The following is a 25841-nucleotide window of genomic DNA, read 5'->3' as shown; positions in this document are numbered from 1 at the left end:
GCCCTATAAGAACAAGCCAGAAGGATTTTCTATGACCCGCCCCGATGATCTGCCGGCGCCGTCCGAGAGCGCGTCCGAACCCGCCCTCCCGAGCCCACCGATCAATGCCGAGCGTCTGCTGCAACTGATCACCGATGAATACGAAAGCCTGCCGCGCCAGCTCAAACGCATCGCCAGCTACATGAGCCAGCAGAGCGACCGGATCATGGTCGACCGCATCAGCGACATCGCCCGGGAATGCGAAGTGCACCCCTCGGCCATCGTCAGGTTTTCCCAGCGCTTCGGCTTCAGTGGCTTCAGTGAAATGCAGGCGTTGTTCCGCGAGGCCTACACCCACAAGACCACCCCGGTACAGAACTACCAGCAGCGCATCCGCAGCATGATCGCCAACAAGTCGCAGAAAGCCAGCGGCGGCGACCTGGCCCGCGAGTGCGTCAATGCGACCCTGTCGGGCATCGAGCGCCTGGGGTTGGAGCTGGACGACCAGGCGTTCGAAAAGGCCGTGGACCTGGTGGTCAACGCCGACAACATCTATGTGGTGGGTGTGCGCCGCTCGTTCGCGGTCGCCGACTACCTGGTCTACAACCTGCAACACACCAACAAACGCATTCACCTGGTGTCCGGCCTGGGGGGCAGTTACCGCGAGCAGATGCGCAGCGTGCGGGCCAACGACCTGGTGATTGCCATCAGTTTTACGCCCTACGGCAAGGAAACCCAGCACTGCCTGCGCATTGCCCAGCATCACCAGGCCAAGACCCTGATCATCACCGACAGCAACCTTTCGCCCCTGGCCAAGCGGGCCAACGCGGTGCTGCTGGTGAACGAAGGCAGTTCGTTCGCCTTCCGTTCGTTGAGTGCCACGTTGTGCCTGTGCCAGGCGTTGTTCATCGCCGTGGCTTACCGGCTGGAACTCAAAGTCGATGAAATCCATGAACAGGTCGGGTTCGAGGATTAACGCCCGCAAGATTTTTCTGAAGGAGACATCATGAAACTGATCGGCATGCTGGACTCGCCCTACGTGCGACGCGTCGCCATTTCCGCCAAGTGCCTGGGGGTTGCCCTGGAACACGAGTCCGTTTCGGTGTTCAGGCATTTCGAACAGTTCCAGCGCATCAACCCGGTGGTCAAGGCTCCCACCCTGGTGCTGGACGATGGCAACGTGCTGATGGATTCCACGTTGATCATCGATTACCTCGAGGCCTTGGCCGCGCCGGGCAAAAGCCTGATGCCGGTGGACAGTGGGCAACGGCTGCGCGCACTGCGCGTGATTGGCCTGGCCCTGGCGGCGTGCGAGAAGTCGGTACAGATCTACTACGAACGCAACCTGCGGCCGACAGAAATCCAGCACGCCCCCTGGGTTGAACGCGTGGAAGGCCAACTGGCGGCGGCCTATGGCCTGCTGGAACAGGAACTGGTGAAACAACCCCTGGCCACCGATGGCACCCTCGATCAGGCAGGCATCACCGTGGCGGTGGCCTGGAGCTTCACCAACCTGGTGGTGCCGGACCAGGTGCAGGGCAAGTCATTTGCGTCGATCAGCGCGTTCACCGCCTATGCCGAAGGGCTGGAGGCGTTTGTCAGCACACCGATGGAATAACTGGCTGTAAACAAAAAATCCTGAGGCAACCAAAGTACCTGGGGGTAGCCAAAGTACCTGTGGGAGCAAAGCTTGCTCGCGATAGCGGTATACCAGTCAACATTGTTGCTGGATGATCCAGCGCTATCGCGAGCAAGCTTTGCTCCCACAGGGTCCCACAGGCTCCTACAGTTGGTTCCTGAGTGACCGCCGGATGAGGGCTCACTCCATCAGGATTCACTCAGGCCAGTTCCATTTCCTTGGGCTTTACCGGCGGCGCGACCTCGAAGCGATCCGCCAGGAACGGCGTGATGTCCAGCGGCAACGGTTCATTGTTCACCAGTTTGTCCAGCAACACCCCAGTGATGGCCGAGGTGAGGATACCGGTGCGGAAATGCCCGCAGGCGTTGAGATAGCCTTGCACCCCGCGCATCGGCCCCAGGATCGGTAATTCATCAGGCGAACCCGGGCGCAGGCCGGCCCAGGTTCGCTTCAAGTTGATGTCGAGCAACTGCGGAATACAGCGCACCGCACCTTGCACCAACCCTTCGATCTCCGGATAAGTCGTGGTCACATCGAAGCCTTTGTCTTCGGTGGTGCTGCCAATCAGGATTTCACCATTGTCTTTCTGCGCCACGTAGCAGTCGCTGGTGGTCAGGCAGCCGTTGAGGATTTTCGGCATGCGTTCGGTCAGCAGGATCTGGCCCTTGACCGGCTTGACCGGAATCCTCACACCGGTGGCCTGTTCGCTCAGGTCCGCCGCCCAGGCACCGGCCGCGTTGATCAGGGTCCGGCAGTGGAAGGTCCCCGCCTCGGCGGTTTTTACCCCAGTCACCCGTGTGCCGCAACGCAGCACCTCGGTCACGTTAGTATTGAAGAACAGGTCGACGCCGTTCTGCCGGGCGCCTTCGGTATAGGCATCGGCCAAGCGAAACGGACTGAGCTGGTGATCGCAGAGAAACTCCAGCGCCCCCTGGGCTTCATGGCTCACATTCGGCTCTGCCTCACGCAAGGCCGCCTGGTCAAGCCAGCGCACCTGGTCTGCCAGGTGGGGAATGCAAGCGACGATGTGCTCGGCGTACAAACGGTCTTCGTCGTCGTAGATCACGAACTTGAGCCCGGTCTCCTCGAACTTGAAATCCATGCCATGGTTGTCTATCAACTCGCGGTGCAACTGCGGGTACATCGCGTTGGACTGCAAGGCAAAATCGAAGAACGACTGGGGCAGGATGTGCGGCGTGCTGGCATCCACCGCCACGGCGGCGCCCTGGGTCTGGCGCTTGCGGTTGGCCGACATCATGCGAAAGAAGATCACCCCGCACCCCAGGCCCACCGACTCACCGATGGCCCACAGACCACCTGCCGAGGCGCGGGTCGCGTTGCCGGGCCGCTTGGCGTCGATCAGGGCGATCTTCAAGTGTTTGCGCTTGGACAGTTGATAGGCGCACGAGGCCCCGATCACACCGCCACCGGCGATGACTACGTCATAGTCCTTAATCATGGGAAGCGGCCTCCGTACCGACGTTCTGGAACGCTGAAAAGGGAATCGGATCGATGGGGAAACGCGGCCGCAGCCAACCCACGTCGGCGCGCCCGGTGGCTTCGCGCAAGCGGTCGCTGCAATAGCCGACGCACATCCGCCCCTGGCAATCGCCCATGCTCACGCGGGTGCGCATCTTCAGGCTGGCCATGTCTTGCACGCCTTGCTGCAGCGCCCGGTCGATGTCGGCGCGGGTGGCGTGCTCGCAGCGGCAGATCACCGTATCGGCGGCCGGCAACGCGGTTTGCCCGGCACCACGCTGAGTGTAGCGATCCACGGCGGCGCGAAAGCGAACGATCCGCTGCAGTTGCGCTTGGTAGCGATCCCGCTGGGCCAGGGCCGTGGACAGGTCCAGCACGTTGCGTTGCATGAGGATCGACAGCGCCGCGATGCGCCCGCTGAGCATGGCCGCTTCACCGCCACGGATCCCGCCCATGTCGCCGGCCAGGTGAATGTGCGCTTCGCTGCTTTGTTGCCAGGCATCGGACACGGCCCGCAAATAGCCGTCCTCGCTGAAACCGTGTTCCAGGCCCATCTGCTGGCTCAATTGCGTGCGCGGGATAAACCCGTAGCCGACTGCCAGGGTCTGGGCCGGGACCTGTTCGGCGCGTTTCAGGTCCGGTTCCCAGGTACTGGAATAAGGCGCGACGGTGACGTGGCTCAGCTCACCCTCGCCGTCCGCCTGCACCACACCCCAGCCATAGCGCACGGGAATGCCCTTGAGCTTGAGGTAGGCGAGCATGCTCAGGCCGTCGAGGAACAGTTGCGGCTTGTTCAGCAACGCCAGGCTTTCCTTGGCGATCCGGCTGAACCCACAGGCTTCGAAGACACCCGCCACCGCCACGCCCGAAGCGTGCAACTGGCAGGCCACCAGCGGCAGCAACGGCCCCGTGCCGGCGATCACCACCGGGCTCGGCGGCCTGACCACGCCGCTCTTGATCTGCAATTGCAGGCCGCCGAGCATCATCACCCCCGGCAGCGTCCAGCCAGGAAACGGCACACTGCGTTCGTGACAACCGGCCGCCAGGACCAGATGGGAATAGGCGACCTCGCCCAGGCGCTCGTCGGCATCCAGCAGCATCAGCGCCCGGAAACCTTCGGCACCGATGACACGGTTGCCCAAGCGCACATCGATCAACCCGGCGTGGCGCTGGTATTCTCCGTGGAGCTTTTCCAGGGCTTCGCGGTAGCGCGGCCCCAGGTAATCCAGGCTGACACCATCGCGCAATGGCCCGCGGTACACGACGCCGCCGAGGCGCGGCGCCTCTTCGAGCACGGTGCAACGCACCCCGTGAGAGGCCAGTTCAATGGCTGCAGCCATACCCGCCGGCCCACCGCCGACAATCACCGGATCGAGGCTCATGGCGCCTCCGTTTCGGTCATGCGGTTGGCCCGGGTTTCGATCTGCATTCCAGGGCGCACCAGGGTCTGGCAGGCGCGGCGCTTGTGGCGACCGTCGATCTTGACCAGGCAGCACTGGCACACGCCCATGCCGCAGTAGGCGCCGCTGATCTGGTCGTGGTCGTTGCGGGCGACCTGGCGCTGACCCAGGGACTGGATGACGGTGAGGACGGTTTCACCGTGGGCGGCGTTGACGACTTGCCCGTCCAGGCGCACCGTCATGTCGGCGCGGCTCAACGGCTGGATATCGAATGTTCGGCGTAGAACGTCTTGAGGTTGCATCATGCTGCTCTTCCTTGAAGGTTCAGTGAGGTTTCGGCTCCTTGCGGCACACATCCACCGGTTCGCGTCGGTACCCGGCAACAGCGCACCGAAGCGGGGCAACAGACGCGACATGATAGTGCGCACGAAATTCATGTTAGGGATAATTTGTGACCAAGTGTTGATCCAGGCCAGCGAATCGGCCTGCCGGTCCATGAACTTTTTTTCAGAAAGCCGACAGGTAATTTTTGGCAGAATGTTGCGCAATCGCTCCAACTTCCCCACACGGTACCGCCCATGAACCGCATCCTGACCATCGAAGACGACGCCGTGACCGCCCGTGAAATCGTTGCCGAGCTGACCCGCAACGGCCTGGATGTCGATTGGGTCGACAACGGCCGAGAAGGCTTGGAACGGGCGGTCAGCGGCGACTACGACCTGATCACGCTGGACCGCATGCTGCCTGAGCTCGACGGCCTGGTGATCGTCACCACGCTGCGCACCATGGGCGTGGCCACGCCGATCCTGATGATCAGCGCCCTTTCCGATGTGGATGAACGCGTGCGTGGCCTGCGGGCCGGCGGCGACGATTACCTGACCAAGCCGTTCGCCACCGACGAAATGGCCGCGCGGGTCGAAGTGCTGCTACGGCGCAACAATGGCACCCGCGAGCCGGAAACCGCGCTACGGGTAGCCGACCTGGAGCTGAACCTGATCAGCCGCGAGGCCAGCCGCAACGGGCAACTGCTGAGCCTGCTGCCCACCGAATACAAGCTGCTGGAATTCCTGATGCGCAACAGCGGGCAAATCCTCTCGCGCATGATGATTTTCGAGGAAGTCTGGGGCTATCACTTCGACCCCGGCACCAACCTGATCGACGTCCACATTGGCCGCCTGCGCAAGAAAATCGACCCACCGGGCCTGGAACCGCTGATTCGCACGGTACGGGGTTCCGGCTATGTCATTGCTGAACCCCGCTAAGGGCTGGCGCTCCTCCAGCAGTCGCCTGCTGGCGCTGTACAGTTCGCTGTTCGTGATCTGGAGCGCGATCCTGATGGGGGTGATGTATTACGAAGTGTTTGGCTACCTCGACAGCCTGGCCAAGCACTCCCTGATGCAGCGCCAGCACCTGTTCGCCCGGATCCACGGCGACCAACTGGAAGATGCGCTCATGGCCAGCCTGACGCTGGACGAGCGCGGTGTCGACGCCTATGGGCTGTTCGATCCGCAATTGCGCCATTTGAGCGGACCGATCCTGCGCGTGCCCGCCGACCTGCCGCTGGACGGCAAGATCCACATGCTTGGCGGCTGCGTGGACTCCGATGAACCGGGCGTGCCTTCCGACAGCTGCGACGCAGTGGCGACCCGGACCCAGGACGGCCGCTGGCTGGTCCTGGCCCGGGACAACGGTTCGCTGTTCGCGGTGACGCGGATCATCTTGCACGCGCTGTTCTGGGGGGTATCGCTGACCATCCTGCCAGGCATCGCTGGCTGGCACCTGTTGCGCCGCCGACCGCTGCGGCGGATTCGCCAGTTGCAGGCCAGCGCCGAAGCCATCGTCGCCGGTGACCTGACCCATCGCCTGCCGCTGTCGAGCCGACGCGATGAACTGGACATGCTGGCGGCGATCGTCAATGCCATGCTTGAGCGCATCGAACGCTTGATGAATGAGGTCAAGGGCGTGTGCGACAACATCGCCCATGACCTGCGCACCCCGCTGACGCGCCTGCGTGCCCAACTTTATCGCATCCAGCAGCAAGCGCCGGACGGCTCCCCCGAGGCCTTGCAGATGGATCAGGTAATCGCCGAGACCGACACCCTGATGGCGCGATTTCGTGGTCTGTTGCGGATTTCCGAACTGGAAGACCAGCAACGGCGCTCGGGCTTCGTGCGCCTCGATCCGTTGCAGTTATTGCAGGAGTTGCATGATTTTTACCTGCCCTTGGCCGAGGAAGGCGAACTGACCTTCATCCTGGAGGCTCCCGACGCCCTGCCCCTGCTCAACGGCGACCGGGCCTTGCTGTTCGAGGCGGTGTCGAACCTGCTGAGCAACTCCATCAAGTTCACCCCGCCGGGGGGCACCGTGATCCTGCGTGGGGTCGATCAGGGCGACAGCACGCGCATCGAAGTGCTCGATTCCGGCCCCGGCATTCCCGAGGCAGAGCGCAAGGCCGTGTTCCGCCGTTTCTATCGCGCCGAAGGCAGCAGCCAGCACGGTGGATTCGGCCTGGGCCTGTCGATCGTCGCGGCGATCGTCAATCTGCATGGGTTCACGTTGGAGGTGGACAGCAGCGAACACGGCGGCGCGCGGTTGGTGCTCGATTGCCGGGGGACGTTGTTGTAGTCATAGGGCTGGAGCAGCACCTGTGGCGAGGGAGCTTGCTCCCGCTCGGCTGCGAAGCAGTCGTAAACCAGACGCGCGTATTCGGCAGGTTTTTGGGGCTGCTGCGCGACCCAGCGGGAGCAAGCTCCCTCGCCACAGGGTGTGGTGTGCTTGATCTTTATCTATCAGGCATCACTGCGATGCAGCGGGGTGTTATGCAGCTCATAACGCAACTCATCGATCAGCTTCGCAATGCTCTCTTCCGAGCGGACGCTGTCGAGACTCATGCCGCTCACCACCAGGTCCACCTCACCGCTTTCACGGTGATACAGGCGCACGGTGAGGGTGCCGTCGCCATTGAGGCTGCATTCGCAGGCCAACGGCGTAAAACTTTCTTCGAGGCGGGTACGCAAGGGAGCCAAATGGGTCATGTGATGCACCTCAGCCCCGGGGAGGCAAATAAACAGTGGACAGCTCCGACCTCCTGGCCTGCATAGACATCCTGTCGCTCTCATACTGGGTTCGTTCACTGTACATCGCGGCGTATTCCTTAAGTGTTTCGTCGGGGACGCGACATCACCGACGATGTCGCACCCTGACAGCCTAAGGAACCGCCCCTCCCTGCAAAACCCGAATTTGCACCAGCCCATCAGGTGCATTTGCACTGGCTATCATGGTGCCTTCATTCGCCATTCATTGGCGAATAACCCCCGTGCCCGCGCCCAGACAATCGCCTCACTGCGGCTATGGACATCCAGCTTCGAATACAGGGTCGCCACATGATTGCGCACGGTGTTGGGCGCAAGCTTCAGCCGTGCGGCGATTTCCTTATCGGCCAGGCCCTCGCAGATCAGCCCCAGCACGTCTCGCTCCCGGGCCGTCAGCTCGGTGAATGACACGCTGGGCACCTGGGCGTTGATGCTCTTCACGTTAGCCAGTTTTTCAATCAGGGTCCGACTGAACCAGGACGCGTCTTTCATCACCTCCTCGATCGCTGCCACCAGCTCCAGCTCCGAGCGCTTGCGTTCGGTGATGTTCATCAGCACCAGCAGATAGCAGGGCTTGTCCTGGATCAGCACCGTGTCGGCGGCGACCTCACAGTCGATGAGTTCGCCGCCCTTCTTATGCACCTTGACGTCGATACTCGAGACCGCGGCGGCCTTTTCCAGCCGGGCAAACAGCGCGGCGCCGGCGTCCTTGTCGAGAAAGCCGATTTCCTCCACGGTTTTACCCAACAACTCTTCGCTGGCGTAACCGGTGGTCTGGAGAAACGCTTCGTTGATTTCCAGCAACTGCTGTTCGGCGCTGCACACCAGGGTGGGCACAGGCGACAGTCGGAACGACTTGGCAAAGCGCTCCTCACTCTGGCGCAGCGCCGTTTCAGCCTTGCGGCGCGGCTCCATGTCCATGAAGGAAAACAGCATGCAATCTTCATCATGCAGGTCCAGGGGTTGGCCGGCGACGATGACCTGCTTGATAGTGCCATCGGGCAACTTCAACTCGGCCTGCATTTGCGGAATGGTCGCGCCCTGCCCCAGACGCTCGATGGCCAGGTCGCGTTTTTCGGCGGCTTCAAGCACATCCAGCTCATACACCGAACGCCCGATCACCTGCTCGCGGCTGTAGCCGGTCATCTCCAGGAACCCCGGATTGACCTTGATGTAGCGCAGGTCGCTGAGGCGGCAGATCACCGCCGGCGCCGGGTTGGCCCCGAAGGTTTTCTCGAAGCGCTGCTCGGCACTGGCCCATTCGGTGGCATCGCTGAGGATCAGCACGAGCAGTTCCGGCTCGCCGTTGCGGTCGGCCAGGACCATGCTACGGATCCGATGCACCCAGGTGCGATCCGGATCGGCCTGGGACGTGACTTCCACCAGCACATCGCTGAATTCATCGCCACGGGCAACCCGGGCGATGGGGTAGTTGTCTTCAGTCAGCGGGTGGTTGTTGCGGTAACGCAAATTGAACCGCTCGGCGTATTGCTTGGCCGTGGTGCCCAGTTCACTGAGGTCCTTGACCCCGTGCATGGTCAAGGCCGCTGCGTTGGCCCAGGCGATGGTCTGGTCGACCTCGATCAACATTACCCCGTCGGACAGTCCGGCAATGATCTGCAGCAATTGACGACGGTTGGTATCGGTGGTCGGGACTTGCTGATTCATTGGGTCTCCATGTGGTCAGTAGGGTTCAAGCATGGATGCGTTGAAAGTTACGACCACATGGGTTTGCAATAGTGCATCGTGCCCTTCACGCCGCCATGCGCCCCTCGGCAATCGCCTGGGAGGCGGCCAGCATCGCTCGCAGCAGCACCGCGCAACCGGCGGCGAGGTCGTCCGGGGCGGCGTTTTCGATTTCGTTGTGGCTGATGCCGCCTTCGCAGGGCACGAAGATCATCCCCGCCGGGCCCAGTTCGGCGAGGAAGATCGCGTCGTGGCCGGCACCGCTGACGATGTCCAGGTGAGACAGGCCCAGCCCTTGGGCGGCGCCGCGTACGGCGTCGACGCAGCCCTGATCGAAATACAGCGGCGGGAAGTCGGCGGTGGGTTTCAAATCGAAGGTCAGGCCGTGCTGGCGGCAGGTGTCCTCGATCACTTGCTTGACCTCGGCGATCATCGAATCCAGGCGCGCCGGTTCCAGGTGACGGAAATCCAGGGTCATGCGCACTTCGCCGGGGATGACGTTGCGCGAGCCCGGGTAGGCCTGCAGGCAACCGACCGTGCCGCAGGCATGGGGCTGATGACCGAGGGCGGCACGATTGACGGCGCCGACGATGATCGAGGCGCCTACCAGGGCATCCTTGCGCAGGTGCATCGGCGTCGGGCCGGCGTGGGCTTCGACGCCCCGCAAGGTCAGGTCGAACCACTTCTGCCCCAGGGCGCCCATCACCACGCCGATGGTCTTGCCCTCGTCTTCGAGGATCGGCCCCTGTTCGATGTGCGCCTCGAAATACGCCCCCACCGGATGCCCACTGACCGGGCGCGGGCCGGCATAGCCGATGGTGTTGAGCGCCTGGCCTACGCTGATGCCCTCGGCGTCGGTCTTGGCCAGGGTTTCTTCAAGGGTGAATTTCTCGGCGAACACGCCGGAGCCCATCATGCATGGAGCGAAGCGCGAGCCCTCTTCGTTGGTCCAGACCACCACCTCCAACGGTGCTTCGGTTTCGATGTTCAGGTCGTTGAGGGTGCGCAGCACCTCCAGCCCGGACAGAACGCCAAAGCAGCCGTCGAACTTGCCGCCGGTGGGTTGGGTGTCGATGTGGCTGCCGGTCATCACCGGTGGCAGGTTCGGATTGCGCCCCGGGCGCCGGGCGAAGATATTGCCCACCCCATCGATGCTGACGGTGCAGCCCGCCGCCTGGGTCCATTGCACGAACAGGTCGCGGGCCTGGCGGTCGAGGTCGGTCAGGGCCAGCCGGCACACACCGCCCTTGACCGTGGCCCCGAGCTGGGCCAGGTCCATGAGCGATTGCCACAGGCGGTCGCGGTTGATGTGCTGATGGGTCGATTGCAGGACGTCGATGGCTGCGTTCATGGGGATCTCCATTTTTTCAGGCATTTTTTTGGTGTCTTGAGGCCGCTATCGCGAGCAAGCTCGCTCCCACGCTGGATTGGGGTGGGTGCAAAATCCATGTGCACAGCGGATCCTCTGTGGGGGCGAGCTTGCTCGCGATGAGGCCCTCCTTCACACCGCGGTTTTAGCGACGGACGGGCTCGCTCCCAGGCTGCACAACCCGTAATAAATCACCCCACCCAGCGCCGAGCCGGTGAACCAGCCATAGCTGTAGAACCAGCTGAACGCATCGCTGCCCAGGGACAACAGCGTCAGCACCACCGGTACGCCAAAGGCGATGAAACCGTTCCAGTTCCACGCCGGGTAAATGTCGTCGCGGTACAGCCCGGCAAGGTCCAGTTGCTGTTTCTTGATCAGGAAATAATCCACCACCATGATCCCGGCAATCGGCCCCAACAGGCTTGAATAGCCCAGCAGCCAGTTGGAGTAGACCGACTCCAGGCTGACCTCGGAGACGATCAGGCCGAGTTTCTTCAGCAACTCGTGAGCCATCAGCGCCAGCCCCACCAGCCCGGTCAACATCACGGCTTTAGTGCGGCCGATCAGTTTCGGCGCCAGGTTCTGGAAGTCGTTAGTGGGCGAAACGATATTGGCCGCGGTGTTGGTCGACAGCGTGGCGACAATGATCAGCACCATGGCCAGCGCCACCCACACCGGGCTCTGGATGTGCCCAATCAAGCTCACCGGGTCGGAGACGGTCACCCCCACCAGTTTTTCCGAGGCGGCGGTCATGACCACGCCGAGGGAAGCGAACAGGAACATGGTCAACGGCAGGCCAATGATCTGGCCGACGATCTGGTCTTTCTGGCTCTTGGCATAACGGCTGAAGTCCGGAATGTTCAACGACAAGGTGGCCCAGAAACCGACCATGGCCGTCAGCCCGGCGAGGAAATAGCCGGTCACCCCGGCGCCTTCGGGGCGTTTGGCCGGGACCGCCATCAGTTCAGTCAACGAGACATTGGGCAACGCCCACACCAACAGCCCGGCCCCCACCAGCACCAACAAGGGCGCAGACAAGGTTTCCAGCCACTTGATCGACTCGGCACCGCGCAACACCACCCACAGGTTCATGACCCAGAACACCATGAAACCGATCACCTCACCGGTGCCGCCCAAGCTCTTCCAGCCGTCGAACACCGAGCCGAGAAACAGGTGGATCGCCAGCCCGCCGAACATGGTCTGGATGCCGAACCAGCCACACGCCACCAAGGCGCGGATCAGGCACGGCACGTTGGAACCGATGACACCGAAGGATGAGCGCAACAGCACCGGAAACGGAATGCCGTACTTGGTTCCGGCAAAGGCATTGAGGGTCAGGGGGATCAGCACGATGATGTTGGCAAACAGAATCGCCAGCAGCGCCTCGCCCACCGTCAGGCCGAAATAGGCGGTGAGCACGCCGCCGAGGGTGTAGGTCGGCACGCAGATCGCCATGCCCACCCACAGTGCGGTGATGTGCCATTTGTTCCAGGTTCGCTCGTGCACCTTGGTCGGCGCGATGTCGTGGTTATAACGGGGGCTGTCGAGGACGTCGCTGCCGGCTTCAAGCTCGAACAATCCGTCGCGCTCGGTCACTGTTGATCTGGTCATGTCCGCTCCACTGTTTTCATTATTTTTGCTCATCGACGGGCGATGGCCGGAGTACTTGCACGCGTGCTACCGACCACCCCGCCAGGCCACGACGGCACTCAATAACCGTGCCGAATAACGCTCCGAGCTGACCGGATGATCGATATAACCCTTTCAACCTTTTGATGTTTAACGTTTTAAAGCCACGTGATTGCCTTGTTTCACTCCCTGCTTACCGCCCTTGAGGCTAGATGACCTTCACGCCTTGTCGAGGAGGAGATTCAAAGTGGTGCACCCCGGATCAACGCGAGGTGTCTAGACAGCACTTTCAGCACTTTCAAGCCGCTGATTTACCATGATAAATCTCGCTCAAATAACGATCCTGTCAAGTGCGTCAAAATGGTGAGCAGGCTCACCATTTTGGTGAATTTAAAATTTAATCGTTTAATTTCAATAAGTTAATAAACGCATAAGCTTATAAAAAATAATCTTGCTCAATTCAAAAACTCCAGCTAGCGTCTAATCCTGACAGTCGTGACAAGAATATAAACCGGCACGACGTTATCTACCGTGATGGATAAAACATAAAGAACCGGCAACAGTCGGTCATGCCTGCGAGGAACTCGGAATGTCTCTGTTGATCCGTGGCGCCACCGTTATTACCCATGATGAAAGTTATCGCGCCGATGTGTTTTGCGCCGACGGCGTAATCAAGGCCATTGGTGACAACCTGGATGTTCCGGCCACTGTCGAAGTGCTCGATGGCAGTGGTCAATACCTGATGCCCGGCGGCATCGATCCCCATACGCATATGCAGTTGCCGTTCATGGGCACGGTCGCCAGTGAAGACTTCTTCAGCGGCACGGCAGCGGGCCTCGCCGGGGGCACCACGTCGATCATCGACTTCGTGATTCCCAACCCTCAGCAGTCGCTAATGGAAGCCTTTCATCAATGGCGCGGCTGGGCCGAGAAAAGCGCCAGCGACTACGGTTTCCACGTGGCGATCACCTGGTGGAGCGAACAAGTCCGCGAAGAAATGGCCGAGCTGGTCAGCCACCACGGGGTGAACAGCTTCAAGCATTTCATGGCCTACAAGAACGCGATCATGGCCGCCGACGACACCTTGGTCGCGAGCTTCGAGCGCTGCCTGGAGTTGGGTGCGGTGCCCACCGTGCACGCGGAGAACGGCGAGCTGGTCTACCACCTGCAACGCAAGCTGCTGGCCCAGGGCATCACCGGGCCCGAAGCCCATCCGCTGTCGCGCCCCTCGCAAGTGGAAGGCGAAGCCGCGAGCCGCGCCATCCGCATCGCCGAAACCCTGGGCACGCCGCTGTACCTGGTGCACGTGTCCACCAAGGAAGCCCTGGACGAAATCACCTACGCCCGCAGCAAAGGCCAACCGGTCTACGGCGAAGTATTGGCCGGACACCTGCTGCTGGACGACAGCGTCTATCGCCACCCGGACTGGCAGACCGCCGCCGGTTACGTGATGAGCCCCCCTTCCGCCCACGCGGGCATCAAGAGGCACTCTGGCACGGCTTGCAGTCCGGCAACCTGCACACCACCGCCACCGACCACTGCTGTTTCTGCGCCGAGCAGAAAGCCGCCGGGCGTGATGACTTCAGCAAGATCCCCAACGGCACCGCCGGGATTGAAGACCGCATGGCCGTACTCTGGGAAGAAGGGGTCAACAGCGGCAAATTGTCGATGCAAGACTTCGTCGCCCTCACCTCCACCAACACCGCGAAGATCTTCAACCTCTACCCACGCAAGGGCGCGATCCGCGTCGGCGCCGATGCGGATCTGGTGCTCTGGGATCCCCAGGGCAGCCGCACGATCTCAGCCAAGACCCACCACCAGCAAGTGGACTTCAACATCTTCGAAGGCAAGACCGTGCGCGGCGTGCCCAGCCACACCATCAGCCAGGGTCGGCTGGTGTGGGCCGACGGCGACCTGCGGGCCGAACGCGGCGCCGGGCGCTACATCGAACGGCCGGCGTATCCGGCGGTGTTTGATTTGCTGAGTAAGCGGGCGGAGCTGAATAAGCCAACTGCTGTGAAACGCTGAAACCCAGGCCTTCGGCCTTCGCGAGCAAGCCCGCTCCCACATTGGATCTGGGATAGACGCAGATGTGTGGTGTGTAGCAAATCCCTTGTGGGAGCGGGCTTGCTCGCGAAGACGTCAGTCCAGACACCGAAAAAACCACTGCCCACCAGAGGCAGCACCTCAAACACCGTGAGGCCCATTCCATGATCCAGCCCTTGAATCACCTCCCCCATTCCCAGGAAGACCCGGCCACCCTCGCCGCCCGCTTCAGCGACCTGGCGCCGCCGCTCAATGCGCGCCAGGCCCACCTGGAAGCTTCCCGGTGCCTGTATTGCTACGACGCGCCCTGCGTGAACGCCTGCCCGAGCGAGATCGACATTCCTTCGTTCATTCGCAACATCCATCAGGACAACGTCCAAGGCGCGGCGCAGAAAATCCTCTCGGCCAATATCCTCGGCGGCAGCTGCGCCCGGGTCTGCCCCACCGAGGTGCTGTGCCAGCAAGCCTGCGTGCGCAACAACGCCCATGAATGCGCGCCAGTGTTGATCGGCTCGCTGCAACGCTACGCGGTGGACAACGCCCACTTCAGCGAACACCCGTTCCAACGGGCTGCCGCCACCGGCAAGCGCATCGCCGTGGTCGGCGCCGGGCCGGCGGGGTTGTCGTGTGCGCACCGCAGCGCGATGCACGGCCATGACGTGGTGATCTTCGAAGCCCGGGACAAGGCCGGAGGCCTCAACGAATACGGGATCGCCAAGTACAAACTGGTGGACGACTATGCCCAACGTGAGCTGGATTTCCTGCTGGGCATCGGCGGCATCGAAATCCGCCATGGTCAGAAACTCGGCGAGAACCTGAGCCTGAGCGACCTGCACCAGCAGTTCGACGCGGTGTTCCTCGGCCTCGGCCTGGCCGCCAGCAAACAACTGGGCCTGAGCGACGAACAAGCACCGGGGCTGCTGGCCGCCACCGAGTACATCCGCGAACTGCGCCAGGCCGACGACCTCAGCCAGTTGCCCTTGGCCGACCGTTGCATCGTGCTCGGTGCCGGCAACACCGCCATCGACATGGCCGTGCAAATGGCCCGCCTCGGCGCCCGGGACGTCAACCTGGTCTACCGTCGCGGCCTTGAGGACATGGGCGCGACTTTGCACGAGCAAGACATCGCCAAGGCCAACCAGGTGCGCCTGCTGACTTGGGCCCAACCGCAACAGGTGCTGCTCGATGACGCCGGCCATGTGCGCGGCATGCGCTTTTCCCGTACCCATCTGGAAAACGGTCGACTGGTCATCGGCGCCGAAACCTTCGACTTGCCTGCCGACGCCATCTTCAAAGCCATCGGCCAGGCCTTCGACGACAACGCGCTGGTGGACCCACTGGCCCGGGAACTCAAGCGCCAGGACGGGCGAATTCTGGTGGACGAACACCTGCGCACCAGCGTTCCCGGGGTCTACGCCGGCGGCGATTGCACCAGCCTGGACCAGGACCTCACCGTGCAAGCCGTGCAGCACGGCAAGCTCGCCGCCGAGGCGATCAACGCTCAACTGATGCTCAATGTGGAGGCTGCGTAAATGGCCGATCTGTCGATTGTCTTCGCCGGCATCAAAGCCCCCAACCCGTTCTGGCTGGCCTCCGCGCCGCCCACCGACAAGGCCTACAACGTCGTCCGCGCCTTCGAGGCCGGTTGGGGTGGCGTGGTCTGGAAAACCCTCGGTGAGGACCCTGCAGCCGTGAATGTGTCCTCGCGGTATTCGGCCCATTACGGGGCCAATCGCGAGGTCTTGGGCATCAACAACATCGAGCTGATCACCGACCGTTCCCTGGAGATCAACCTGCGGGAAATCACCCAGGTGAAAAAGGACTGGCCGGACCGGGCGTTGATCGTGTCGCTGATGGTGCCCTGCGTCGAAGAGTCCTGGAAATCTATCCTGCCCCTGGTGGAGGCCACCGGTGCCGACGGCATCGAGCTGAACTTCGGTTGCCCCCACGGCATGCCGGAACGAGGCATGGGCGCGGCGGTCGGCCAGGTGCCGGAGTACGTCGAGCAAGTGACCCGCTGGTGCAAGACCTATTGCTCGCTGCCGGTGATCGTCAAGCTCACACCGAACATCACCGACATCCGCGTCGCCGCCCGGGCGGCCCATCGGGGCGGCGCGGATGCGGTGTCGTTGATCAACACCATCAACTCCATCACCAGCGTCGACCTGGACCGCATGGTCGCCCTGCCCAGCGTCGGCAGCCAGAGCACCCACGGCGGTTACTGCGGCTCGGCGGTCAAACCCATCGCCCTTAACATGGTCGCCGAAATCGCCCGCGACCCGCAGACCCAAGGCTTACCGATCTGCGGCATCGGCGGCATCGGCAGCTGGCGCGACGCCGCGGAATTCATCGCCCTGGGCAGCGGCGCGGTGCAGGTCTGCACGGCGGCGATGCTGCATGGGTTTCGCATCGTCGAAGAGATGAAGGACGGGTTGTCACGTTGGATGGACAGCCAGGGCCACGCCAACCTGCAGGCGTTTTCCGGTCGCGCGGTGGGCAACACCACCGACTGGAAGTATCTGGACATCAACTATCAGGTCATCGCCAAGATCGACCAAGAGGCCTGCATCGGTTGCGGTCGCTGCCACATCGCCTGCGAAGACACCTCACACCAGGCCATCGCCAGCCTCAAGCAGGCGGACGGCACCCATGTGTATGAGGTGATCGATGAGGAATGCGTGGGCTGCAACCTGTGCCAGATCACCTGCCCGGTGCAGGACTGCATCGAGATGGTGACGGTGGACACCGGCAAGCCGTTTCTGGATTGGAACCATGATCCGCGTAATCCCTATCATGTAACGGCTTGAGGGTTGGGGTGTCTGGACTGACGCCATCGCGAGCAAGCTCGCTCCCACAGGGGATCCTGTCGTTCACAGATATTGTGTACTCCAGAGACCCAATGTGGGAGCGAGCTTGCTCGCGATGAGGCCATCAGCCCCAACACAAATCTCAAGGCTCCCCCTCGGACTAACAGTTCTGCTAGTAGACACCCCCCGAAAAATACCCGAGCCTGACACGGCCGAGCCAATCAGCAAGAGCCAAGCCTATGTCGACGTCAACGATGAAGATACTGTGCCGCTACCAATACGACCCCCTGGACCGCCTGACAGGCTTGAAGCCTGCGGAACACGTGGGCACGCAGCGTTTTTACCAGAACGACGAGTTGGTCAATGAGATCGAAGGCCAGGTAGAACTCACGATCCTTCGCCATGAAGCCCAGCCCCTGGCGCAACGCCTGCACGTTGCCAACGTCACCGAGACGACGCTGCTGGCAACGGACCGACAACGGTCGGTTATGCAGACACTGGCTGGCGTCGATACCCAGCGTATGGCTTATACCGCCTATGGTCATCGGCCGGCGGAAAGTGGTTTGAGCAGTTTGCTCGGGTTCAATGGTGAGCGCCCTGATCCGATAACGGGGCATTATTTATTGGGACAGGGTAACCGGGCTTTTAATCCGGTGCTGATGCGGTTTAATAGTCCGGATGCGTACAGTCCCTTTGGGGATGGGGGGATTAATGCGTATGCGTATTGTGGGGGGGATCCGGTTAATCGGTATGATCCGAGTGGGAATAATCCCATCACTCTTATTACTTCTGCCTTTAAGCCATGGAACAGGCTGACGACAAACATGCCAGGCGTGTTGGATCTTTCATTAAGCCCCGCTGTTCTCCAACCTGCTGCTCCCAAACCCGTTGCCCCCGTTGCCCCCAGATTAAGAGAATTACTACAACAGCCTGGCCCCAGTCCCCGGGTCGGAGCTAGCTCAACGTCCGCCCCTTCCCCGGCAATTCCTAAAAAAATTACTTACGAAGGACGTCGTAGACCTTGGATACAGGAAAGAACAGATGCCGCAGGCGAGGTAAATGGTACAACTCTGATACATAGACGTCGCGCGAATGAAGCATACGCTTACGACATCCTCGCAAGAAACGAGCAAATACCTCCAATCGTGGAAGATCCTATTCTTCGAGAAAATTTCAAAGCAACCAGAAAACGCTATAGAACTACAAAACGCAACAAGAAATCTGGTCAGAGTGATCGGAGTGAATATACGGATGCAGCGTCAAAATTCCAAACCGCCCGACGTGCACTCAAAATCGATAATCTAAAAAAAATCAGAGATACAACGTGAAAAAATAGCAATTAATATCGGGAACAAACTTACTTTCAACCTCACGCTACCGACGTCATTACGTTGGTGCAAAAACTACGGCTCCAACCCAATCCCCCGCAAAATCACACTGGTCACCGTCTGCACCGCCCGTTCGAATTGCATGTCGGACAGCGGCTGATGATCATTAAGGATATTGATCTGGTGATCGAAGTCGGCGTAATGCTGGGTCGAGGCCCAAATCATGTAGAGCAGGCTTGAAGGCTCTACCGGGAGGATGCGTTTGTCCTCCACCCACTGGCGGATTTTCGCTTCCTTCATCTTGGCCCAGTCATAGAGGCTGGCGTCCAGCGCCTGGCCCAGGGTCGGGGCGCCGTGGATGATTTCGTTGGCCCAGACCTTGGAGCCGTAAGGGCGGCTGCGGGAGTGGTTCATCTTGGCGCGGATGTAGCTGCTGAGGACCACCCGGGGGTCGTCGAACATTTCGAAGCACAAGGCGTCCTGTTTCCAGACTTCCAGCAGGTCGAACAGCACGGCGCTGTACAGCTCGCTCTTGGTGCTGAAGTAGTAATGCAAGTTGGAACGCGGCAATTGCACTTCGGCGGCGATGTCAGCCATGGCGGTGCTGCCGAAGCCTTTCTCGGCGAAGACCTTCTCGGCGGCCAACAGGATTTTCTCGACGTTACTGCGACGAATCTCGATCTTGTGATTGCCCATGAGGGCTCCCTGGCAACAGCGTTGGTCAAGACTAGCATTCACCCACTTCTGAAAACACTGGGGATCCCTGTGGGAAGGCTTTTGTGGCGAGGGAGCTTGCTCCCGCTGGGTGGCGAAGCCGCCCCAAAAATTCTACGTTGGAACAAAAAACTGGGGCCTGCTTCGCAGTCCAGCGGGAGCAAGCTCCCTCGCCACAAGAGCCCCTAAGCCTTCCGATCACCAACATTCGACTAATGTCTTAGACCAGTCATCGCATAACCAGGCACCCTCCCCGCTATCCTCAATCCTCGGATCTATCCGGCCCCACGGCCTGCAATCTTGACCTCGACCCGCGCCAACCATTGCAGCGCCTCATTTTGAAGCACCCCCGAGTTGGATAATTCCGATAATGGCCAGTTGACAATGAGCAGCCGCTTCCAAATAATCACTTCATGTTGTACGACGACGTATGACAAATAAAAACAACAAAAAAGTAGGGAGCGTCATAGTGAGCACACGTGTCCGTTTTTCGCCCAACCACCGTTCAAACCGCCGTACCCTTCTCAACGCCAGCCCCACCCTGGTCCTGCTGGGTTGCAGCAGTCTCGCCGCGTTTCTGCCAACGGCCGCCAGCGCCGCTGGCTTCGTCGATGACGCCAAGGCCACGCTGAACCTGCGCAACGCCTATTTCAACCGCAACTTCGTCAACGACAATGCCGCCCAAGGCAAAGCCGAAGAATGGACCCAGAGTTTCATCCTCGACGCCAAGTCCGGTTTCACCCAAGGCACAGTCGGTTTCGGCGTGGACATCCTGGGCATGTACTCGGTCAAGCTCGATGGCGGCCGCGGCACCGCCGGCACCCAGTTGCTGCCGGTGCATGACGACGGTCGCCCCGCCGATGACTTCGGCCGTTTGGGCGTAGCCCTGAAGGCTAAGGTATCGAAGACCGAGTTGAAGGTCGGCGAATGGATGCCGGTGCTGCCGATCCTGCGTTCCGACGACGGTCGCTCCCTGCCGCAAACCTTCCGTGGCGGCCAGGTGACCTCCACCGAAATCAACGGCCTGAGCCTCTACGGCGGCCAGTTCCGTGGCAACAGCCCGCGCAACGACGCGAGCATGGAAGACATGTCGATGAACGGCCGCGGCGCGTTCACCTCCGACCGTTTCAACTTCGGTGGCGGCGAATACGCCTTCAACGAAAAACGCACCCAGGTCGGTGTCTGGTACGCGGAACTGTCCGACATCTACCAGCAGCAATATTTCAACCTGACCCACAGCCAACCCATCGGCGACTGGACCCTGGGCGCCAACCTCGGCTACTTCACCGGCAAGGAAAACGGCAGCGCGCTGGCCGGCGACCTGGACAACAAAACCGCGTTCGCCATGCTCTCGGCCAAATACGGTGGCAACACCTTCTATGTCGGCCTGCAGAAAGTCGGCGGCGATGACGCCTGGATGCGCGTCAACGGCACCAGCGGCGGCACCCTGGCGAACGACAGCTACAACTCCAGCTACGACAACGCCAAGGAAAAATCCTGGCAACTGCGCCACGACTTCAACTTCGCCGCCGTCGGCGTGCCGGGCCTGACCCTGATGAACCGCTACATCAGCGGTGACAACGTGCACACCGCCACCGTCGACGACGGCAAGGAATGGGGCCGCGAGACCGAACTGGCCTACACCGTGCAGAGCGGCGCGCTCAAGAGCCTCAACGTGAAATGGCGTAACGCATCGATTCGTCGCGACTTCAGCACCAATGAATTCGACGAGAACCGTATCTTCATCAGCTACCCGCTGTCGCTGCTGTAATACCAGGACCCACTGCCATGAGCGCATCCCATGGCAACCTGCGGCAAGGACGCCGATCCAGAGCGGTTCGTCGATCAAACGTTGACAAGGTAGCGGAAGGATAAGGATATTCCCTCTCGGTCGTACGACAACTTATAACAACTGTACCTCTCATTGTTTGCTCAGGTAATGCCATGACCACGACACAAATTCGCCACCCCTTCAATCGCCTGCTCTTGACCGGCGCCGCCGGCGGCCTTGGCAAAGTCTTGCGCGAACGTCTCAAGCCTTACGCCCGCCACATTCGCCTGTCGGACATCGCCAACATGGCTCCGGCCATCGACGAAAGCGAGGAAGTGGTGCCATGCGACCTGTCGGATAAACAGGCCGTGCACCAACTGGTGGAAGGTGTCGACGCCATTCTGCACTTCGGCGGTGTCTCGGTGGAGCGCCCGTTCGAGGAGATCCTCGGCGCCAACATCAGTGGCGTGTTCCATATCTATGAAGCCGCCCGTAAGCACGGCGTAAAACGGGTGATCTTCGCCAGCTCCAACCACGTCATCGGCTTCTACAAACAAGACCAGACCCTCGACGCCCTCTCCCCTCGCCGCCCGGATGGCTACTACGGCCTGTCCAAGTCCTACGGCGAAGACGTCGCCAGTTTCTACTTCGATCGCTACGGCATCGAGACCGTGAGCATCCGCATCGGCTCGTCGTTCCCGGAACCGCAGAACCGCCGGATGATGAGCACCTGGCTGAGCTTCGACGACCTCACCCAACTGCTCGAATGCTCGCTCTACACGCCGAAAGTCGGCCACACCGTGGTCTACGGCATGTCCGCCAACCGCGACGTCTGGTGGGACAACAGCCACGCCGCGCACTTGGGCTACCAGCCCAAGGACACCTCAGAAATTTTCCGCGACAAGATCGAAGCGCAGCCAATGCCGGCCGCCGATGACCCGGCCAGGATCTACCAGGGCGGTGCCTTTGTCGCCGCCGGCCCGTTCGACGACTGATTCGCCTGTTGTTCATGGGATACGAACGAACCAAGGAATCGCCATGCAAGCCGAATTGATTGTCGATGCACGCAACGCCGTCGGGGAAAGCCCGGTGTGGGTCCCCGAGGAAAACGCCCTGTATTGGGTGAACATCCCCAGCGGCGGCCTGCAACGCTGGAATGCCAGCAGCGGAAAAATCCAGGGCTGGGAAGCCCCCGAAATGCTCGCCTGCATTGCCCGCCACCAGGACGGTGGCTGGGTCGCGGGCATGGAAAGCGGGTTCTTCCGCCTGCACCCCCATGATGACGGCAGCCTCGACAGCGAACTCTGTGCAAGCGTTGAGCACAGCCGCGCCGACATGCGCCTCAACGATGGCCGTTGCGACCGCCAGGGCCGCTTCTGGGCCGGCAGCATGGTTTTGAACATGGGCGCCAACGTCGACGAAGGCCGGATGTACCGCTATGAGGCCGGGCAACGCAGCCCGGTCGAGGCACAACTGAGCGGTTTCATTGTACCCAACGGCCTGGGCTTCAGCCCGGACGGCCGCACGATGTACCTCTCCGACTCGCATCCGTTGGTCCAGCAGATCTGGGCCTTCGACTACGACATCGACAGCGGCACTCCGTCCAACCGGCGGCTGTTCGTCGACATGCTGCCGTTGGCCGGTCGCCCGGATGGCGCGGCCGTCGACGCCGACGGTTGCTACTGGATCTGCGCCAACGATGCCGGGCTGATTCACCGTTTCACCCCGGATGGACGTCTCGACCGTTCGCTGGAAGTGCCGGTGAAAAAACCGACCATGTGCGCCTTTGGCGGCAGCCGCCTGGACACCCTCTTCGTCACCTCGATCCGCCCGGGCGACGACAGCGACCCGCAGTCCCTGGCCGGTGGTGTGTTCGCCCTCAACCCCGGCGTGAAGGGCCTGGCCGAACCTGCTTTCGGAGGACGGAAACCCTCCACGAATTGATCTGCTTTGCCGCTTCACATCGATAGACATAAAAACAACAACACTGGAGATTGACCATGAATTTCAAACGCACGCTTCTGATCGCAGCCCTGCCCCTAGCCTTCCTGGCCCAGGCGGCGCATGCCCTCGACATCAAGATCGCCGACATCCACCCCAAGGGCTACCCGACCGTGGTCGCCGAGGAATCCATGGGTAAAACCCTGGAAAAGGAGAGCAACGGCGAGCTGAAGTTCAAGTATTTCCCGGGTGGCGTACTGGGTTCTGAAAAAGAAGTCATCGAGCAGATGCAAGCCGGCGCGATCCAGATGTCCCGGGTCAGCCTGGGGATCGTCGGCCCCGTGGTGCCGGACGTGAACGTATTCAATATGCCATTCATCTTCCGCGACCAGGCCCACATGCGCGCCGTCATCGACGGTGAAGTCGGCGACGCGATCCTCGATCGGATCACTAACTCCGAATTCGGCTTGGTGGCCCTGGCCTGGATGGACGGCGGCACGCGCAACCTCTATACCAAGAAGCCTGTGCGCAAGCTCGAAGACCTCAAGGGCATGAAGATTCGCGTCCAAGGCAACCCGATGTTCATCGAGACCATCAATGCCATGGGCGGCAACGGTATTGCGATGGACACCGGCGAGATCTTCAGTGCCCTGCAGACCGGCGTGATCGATGGCGCGGAAAACAACCCGCCGACCATGCTTGAGCACAACCACTACCAGAATGCGAAGTTCTACAGCCTGACCGGTCACCTGATCCTGCCCGAGCCGATCGTGATGTCGAAAATCACCTGGAACAAGCTCACACCAGAGCAGCAGGACATGGTGAAAAAAGCCGCCAAGGCCGCCCAGGCTGAAGAGCGCGTGCTGTGGGACAAAAAATCCACCGCCAGTGAAGAAAAACTCAAGGCCGCCGGCGTCGAGTTCATCACCGTCGACAAGAAACCTTTCTACGACGCCACCGCACCGATCCGGGCCAAATACGGCGCGCCGTATGCCGACCTGATCAAGCGTATCGAAGCGGTCCAGTAACACCTCTCGATCTGTACTCACGAAAAGGCTGGGCGCGCCCGCGGCTAAAAGGCGCGCCCGGTTACGGTGGAACCCGATGAAGAATTTGCTGCTGCGTATCAACGACACGATTTACATGACTTGCATCTGGGTGGCCGGCCTTTCTGTCCTCGCCGTTGCACTGATGATTCCGTGGGGGGTGTTCGCCCGCTACGTACTGGGTACTGGCTCAAGTTGGCCGGAGCCCACCGCCATCTTGCTGATGATCGTATTTACCTTCATCGGCGCCGCTGCCAGCTACCGCTCCGGCTCGCACATGGCCGTGGACATGGTCACCAGCCGCCTGCCACCGCACTGGCAAACCTTGGCTTCGGTTTTCACCCAACTCTTGATGGCGGCGGTGTGCATTTTCATGACCATCTGGGGCACCAAGCTGTGCATGACCACCTGGAATCAATTCATGAGCGCCATCCCCACCCTGCGCGTCGGCATCACCTACATGCCGATCCCGATCGGTGGTTTCCTGACCCTGATTTTTGTCCTGGAAAAACTCTTGCTGGGTGATCAAAGCAAGCGTCGGGTCGTGCAGTTCGATCTGGTTGAAGAAAACGAAGGTGCCGCTTAATGGACGCGCTGATTCTGCTGGGCAGTTTTTTGTTGTTGATCCTGATCGGCATGCCGGTGGCCTACGCGCTGGGCGCTGCCGCCCTGATCGGGGCGTGGTGGATCGATATTCCGTTCCAGGCCATGATGATCCAGGTAACGGGCGGGGTGAACAAATTCTCGTTGCTGGCCATCCCGTTCTTCGTGCTGGCCGGTGCGATCATGGCCGAGGGCGGCATGTCCCGCCGACTGGTGGCATTCGCCAGTGTGCTGGTGGGGTTCGTGCGCGGTGGCCTGTCATTGGTCAACCTCGTGGCCTCGAGTTTTTTTGGCGCGATCTCCGGCTCCTCGGTGGCCGATACGGCCTCGGTCGGCTCGGTGCTGATCCCGGAAATGGCACGCCGCGGCTATCCGCGTGATTACGCCACCGCCGTCACCGTCAGTGGCTCGGTGCAAGCACTGCTGACACCGCCCAGCCATAACGCGGTGCTGTACTCCCTCGCCGCGGGCGGCACCGTCTCCATCGGTTCGCTGTTCATGGCCGGCATCGTCCCCGGCATCATGATGAACCTCTGCCTGATGGCGCTGTGCCTGGTCTTCGCGAAAAAGCGCAATTACCCCAAGGGCGAAGTGATTCCCCTCAAGCAAGCGTTGAAGATCTGCCGGGAAGCCATGTGGGGCATGATGACCTTGTTCATCATCCTTGGCGGCATTCTCTCGGGTGTTTTCACCGCCACCGAATCGGCCGCCATTGCCGTGGTGTGGGCGTTCTTCGTGACCATGTGCATCTATCGCGACTACAAGTGGAGCGAGTTGCCGAAACTGATGCACCGTACGGTACGCACCATCTCCATCGTGATGATCCTCATCGGCTTCGCCGCCAGCTTCGGCTACATCATGACGCTGATGGAAATTCCGGCGAAAATCACCACCGCATTCCTGACACTGTCGGACAACCGTTACGTGATCCTGATGTGCATCAACGTCATGTTGCTGCTGTTGGGCACCGTGATGGACATGGCGCCACTGATCCTGATCCTGACGCCGATCCTGATGCCGGTGATCGTGGGCATCGGTGTGGACCCGGTGCAGTTCGGCATGATCATGCTGGTGAACCTGGGTATCGGCCTGATCACGCCACCGGTAGGCGCGGTGTTGTTCGTTGGTTCCGCCATCGGCAAGGTCAGCATCGAAAGCACCGTCAAGGCGCTGCTGCCGTTCTACGCCATGCTGTTCCTGGTGCTGATGCTCGTGACCTACGTCCCTGCCATTTCGCTGTGGCTGCCGCACCTGGTGTTGTAACAGACAAGGATAGATCCCCTTGTGGGAGCAAGGCTTGCCCGCGATGAAA

At 61.1% G+C, this 25841-nt stretch carries 21 protein-coding genes and 1 pseudogene; 14 read left to right on the top strand and 8 right to left on the bottom strand.

Annotation, left to right across the window (positions count from 1 at the left end):
• The first annotated feature begins 31 nt into the window (after window positions 1–31).
• Window positions 32–955, top strand: a complete 924-nt coding sequence (locus AB4N80_RS16715; protein ID WP_003202885.1) for a MurR/RpiR family transcriptional regulator — start codon at window positions 32–34, stop codon at window positions 953–955.
• A 30-nt stretch (window positions 956–985) separates the two neighbouring features.
• Window positions 986–1597, top strand: a complete 612-nt coding sequence (locus tag AB4N80_RS16710) for a glutathione S-transferase (RefSeq protein WP_460078008.1) — start codon at window positions 986–988, stop codon at window positions 1595–1597.
• Window positions 1598–1817: 220 nt separating this feature from the next.
• On the opposite strand, the gene hcnC is transcribed toward AB4N80_RS16710, so the two are convergent.
• From hcnC to hcnA, 3 genes are read right to left on the bottom strand one after another with little or no spacing between them, the layout of a single operon-like run.
• Window positions 1818–3077, bottom strand: a complete 1260-nt coding sequence (hcnC, locus tag AB4N80_RS16705) for a cyanide-forming glycine dehydrogenase subunit HcnC (RefSeq protein WP_305490704.1) — start codon at window positions 3075–3077, stop codon at window positions 1818–1820.
• Window positions 3070–4479 (bottom strand): cyanide-forming glycine dehydrogenase subunit HcnB, encoded by a 1410-nt coding sequence (hcnB, locus tag AB4N80_RS16700; RefSeq protein ID WP_460090454.1) that lies wholly within the window; start codon window positions 4477–4479, stop codon window positions 3070–3072. Before hcnB ends, hcnC begins: the two co-directional genes overlap by 8 nt.
• The gene (gene hcnA / locus AB4N80_RS16695; RefSeq protein WP_122564680.1) at window positions 4476–4799 is read right to left on the bottom strand and encodes a cyanide-forming glycine dehydrogenase subunit HcnA; all 324 of its coding nucleotides are present in this window, start codon (window positions 4797–4799) and stop codon (window positions 4476–4478) included. The genes hcnB and hcnA overlap by 4 nt, the downstream gene beginning before the upstream one ends.
• A gap of 276 nt (window positions 4800–5075) precedes the next feature.
• On the opposite strand from hcnA, the gene AB4N80_RS16690 reads away from it, so the two are divergent.
• Together AB4N80_RS16690 and AB4N80_RS16685 are read left to right on the top strand one after the other, a co-directional pair.
• Window positions 5076–5759 (top strand): response regulator transcription factor, encoded by a 684-nt coding sequence (locus AB4N80_RS16690; RefSeq protein WP_053122824.1) that lies wholly within the window; start codon window positions 5076–5078, stop codon window positions 5757–5759.
• Window positions 5737–7122 carry a sensor histidine kinase gene (locus AB4N80_RS16685; RefSeq protein WP_122564669.1) on the top strand — a complete coding sequence of 462 codons (1386 nt, stop codon included), beginning with the start codon at window positions 5737–5739 and terminating at the stop codon, window positions 7120–7122. The genes AB4N80_RS16690 and AB4N80_RS16685 overlap by 23 nt, the downstream gene beginning before the upstream one ends.
• Before the next feature lie 164 nt (window positions 7123–7286).
• Here the strand turns inward: AB4N80_RS16685 and AB4N80_RS16680 are convergent, their stop codons facing one another.
• The 4 genes from AB4N80_RS16680 to AB4N80_RS16665 all read right to left on the bottom strand — a co-directional run bounded on the left by AB4N80_RS16680 (window position 7287) and on the right by AB4N80_RS16665 (window position 12255).
• A complete protein-coding gene (locus AB4N80_RS16680; RefSeq protein ID WP_122564671.1) occupies window positions 7287–7532 on the bottom strand; it encodes a DUF1652 domain-containing protein in 246 nt (81 codons plus the stop codon).
• Window positions 7533–7772: 240 nt separating this feature from the next.
• Complete coding sequence (locus tag AB4N80_RS16675; protein WP_122564672.1) at window positions 7773–9257, bottom strand: helix-turn-helix transcriptional regulator; 1485 nt, start codon at window positions 9255–9257, stop codon at window positions 7773–7775.
• Window positions 9258–9342: 85 nt separating this feature from the next.
• On the bottom strand, window positions 9343–10626 hold the full coding sequence (locus AB4N80_RS16670) for a Zn-dependent hydrolase (protein ID WP_122564673.1): 1284 nt from the start codon (window positions 10624–10626) through the stop codon (window positions 9343–9345).
• A gap of 150 nt (window positions 10627–10776) precedes the next feature.
• The gene (locus AB4N80_RS16665; protein ID WP_122564674.1) at window positions 10777–12255 is read right to left on the bottom strand and encodes an NCS1 family nucleobase:cation symporter-1; all 1479 of its coding nucleotides are present in this window, start codon (window positions 12253–12255) and stop codon (window positions 10777–10779) included.
• A 667-nt stretch (window positions 12256–12922) separates the two neighbouring features.
• Between AB4N80_RS16665 and hydA the strand changes: the two are divergent.
• From hydA to AB4N80_RS16645, 4 genes and pseudogenes are all read left to right on the top strand, one after another.
• A pseudogene (gene hydA, locus AB4N80_RS16660) lies at window positions 12923–14301 on the top strand (dihydropyrimidinase).
• Window positions 14302–14483: 182 nt separating this feature from the next.
• Window positions 14484–15851: an NAD(P)-dependent oxidoreductase gene (locus tag AB4N80_RS16655; RefSeq protein WP_354338352.1), complete on the top strand. Its 1368-nt coding sequence runs from the start codon at window positions 14484–14486 to the stop codon at window positions 15849–15851.
• Window positions 15852–17126: an NAD-dependent dihydropyrimidine dehydrogenase subunit PreA gene (preA, locus tag AB4N80_RS16650; protein ID WP_305467495.1), complete on the top strand. Its 1275-nt coding sequence runs from the start codon at window positions 15852–15854 to the stop codon at window positions 17124–17126.
• Between the two features lie 239 nt (window positions 17127–17365).
• A complete protein-coding gene (locus AB4N80_RS16645) occupies window positions 17366–18454 on the top strand; it encodes an RHS repeat-associated core domain-containing protein (RefSeq protein ID WP_240998383.1) in 1089 nt (362 codons plus the stop codon).
• A gap of 75 nt (window positions 18455–18529) precedes the next feature.
• Here the strand turns inward: AB4N80_RS16645 and AB4N80_RS16640 are convergent, their stop codons facing one another.
• On the bottom strand, window positions 18530–19150 hold the full coding sequence (locus AB4N80_RS16640) for a TetR/AcrR family transcriptional regulator (protein ID WP_003202912.1): 621 nt from the start codon (window positions 19148–19150) through the stop codon (window positions 18530–18532).
• 487 nt (window positions 19151–19637) lie between these two features.
• On the opposite strand from AB4N80_RS16640, the gene AB4N80_RS16635 reads away from it, so the two are divergent.
• The 6 genes from AB4N80_RS16635 (at window position 19638) to AB4N80_RS16610 (ending at window position 25792) form a co-directional block, all read left to right on the top strand.
• Window positions 19638–20939, top strand: coding sequence for an OprD family porin (locus tag AB4N80_RS16635; RefSeq protein ID WP_305467497.1), 1302 nt, complete (start codon window positions 19638–19640; stop codon window positions 20937–20939).
• Window positions 20940–21112: 173 nt separating this feature from the next.
• Window positions 21113–21934 carry an NAD-dependent epimerase/dehydratase family protein gene (locus AB4N80_RS16630; protein WP_122566307.1) on the top strand — a complete coding sequence of 274 codons (822 nt, stop codon included), beginning with the start codon at window positions 21113–21115 and terminating at the stop codon, window positions 21932–21934.
• A gap of 43 nt (window positions 21935–21977) precedes the next feature.
• The gene (locus AB4N80_RS16625; protein ID WP_305467499.1) at window positions 21978–22883 is read left to right on the top strand and encodes an SMP-30/gluconolactonase/LRE family protein; all 906 of its coding nucleotides are present in this window, start codon (window positions 21978–21980) and stop codon (window positions 22881–22883) included.
• A gap of 56 nt (window positions 22884–22939) precedes the next feature.
• Complete coding sequence (locus AB4N80_RS16620) at window positions 22940–23908, top strand: TRAP transporter substrate-binding protein (RefSeq protein WP_305467500.1); 969 nt, start codon at window positions 22940–22942, stop codon at window positions 23906–23908.
• A 76-nt stretch (window positions 23909–23984) separates the two neighbouring features.
• Complete coding sequence (locus AB4N80_RS16615) at window positions 23985–24512, top strand: TRAP transporter small permease (protein WP_042730808.1); 528 nt, start codon at window positions 23985–23987, stop codon at window positions 24510–24512.
• Window positions 24512–25792: a TRAP transporter large permease gene (locus AB4N80_RS16610; protein WP_305467502.1), complete on the top strand. Its 1281-nt coding sequence runs from the start codon at window positions 24512–24514 to the stop codon at window positions 25790–25792. The genes AB4N80_RS16615 and AB4N80_RS16610 overlap by 1 nt, the downstream gene beginning before the upstream one ends.
• The last annotated feature ends 49 nt before the right edge of the window (window positions 25793–25841 follow it).

This window comes from Pseudomonas sp. H3_A02 (assembly GCF_054671965.1).
Note: the sequence above shows the minus strand (reverse complement) of the source record. Positions and strands in the feature narration are given on the sequence as shown.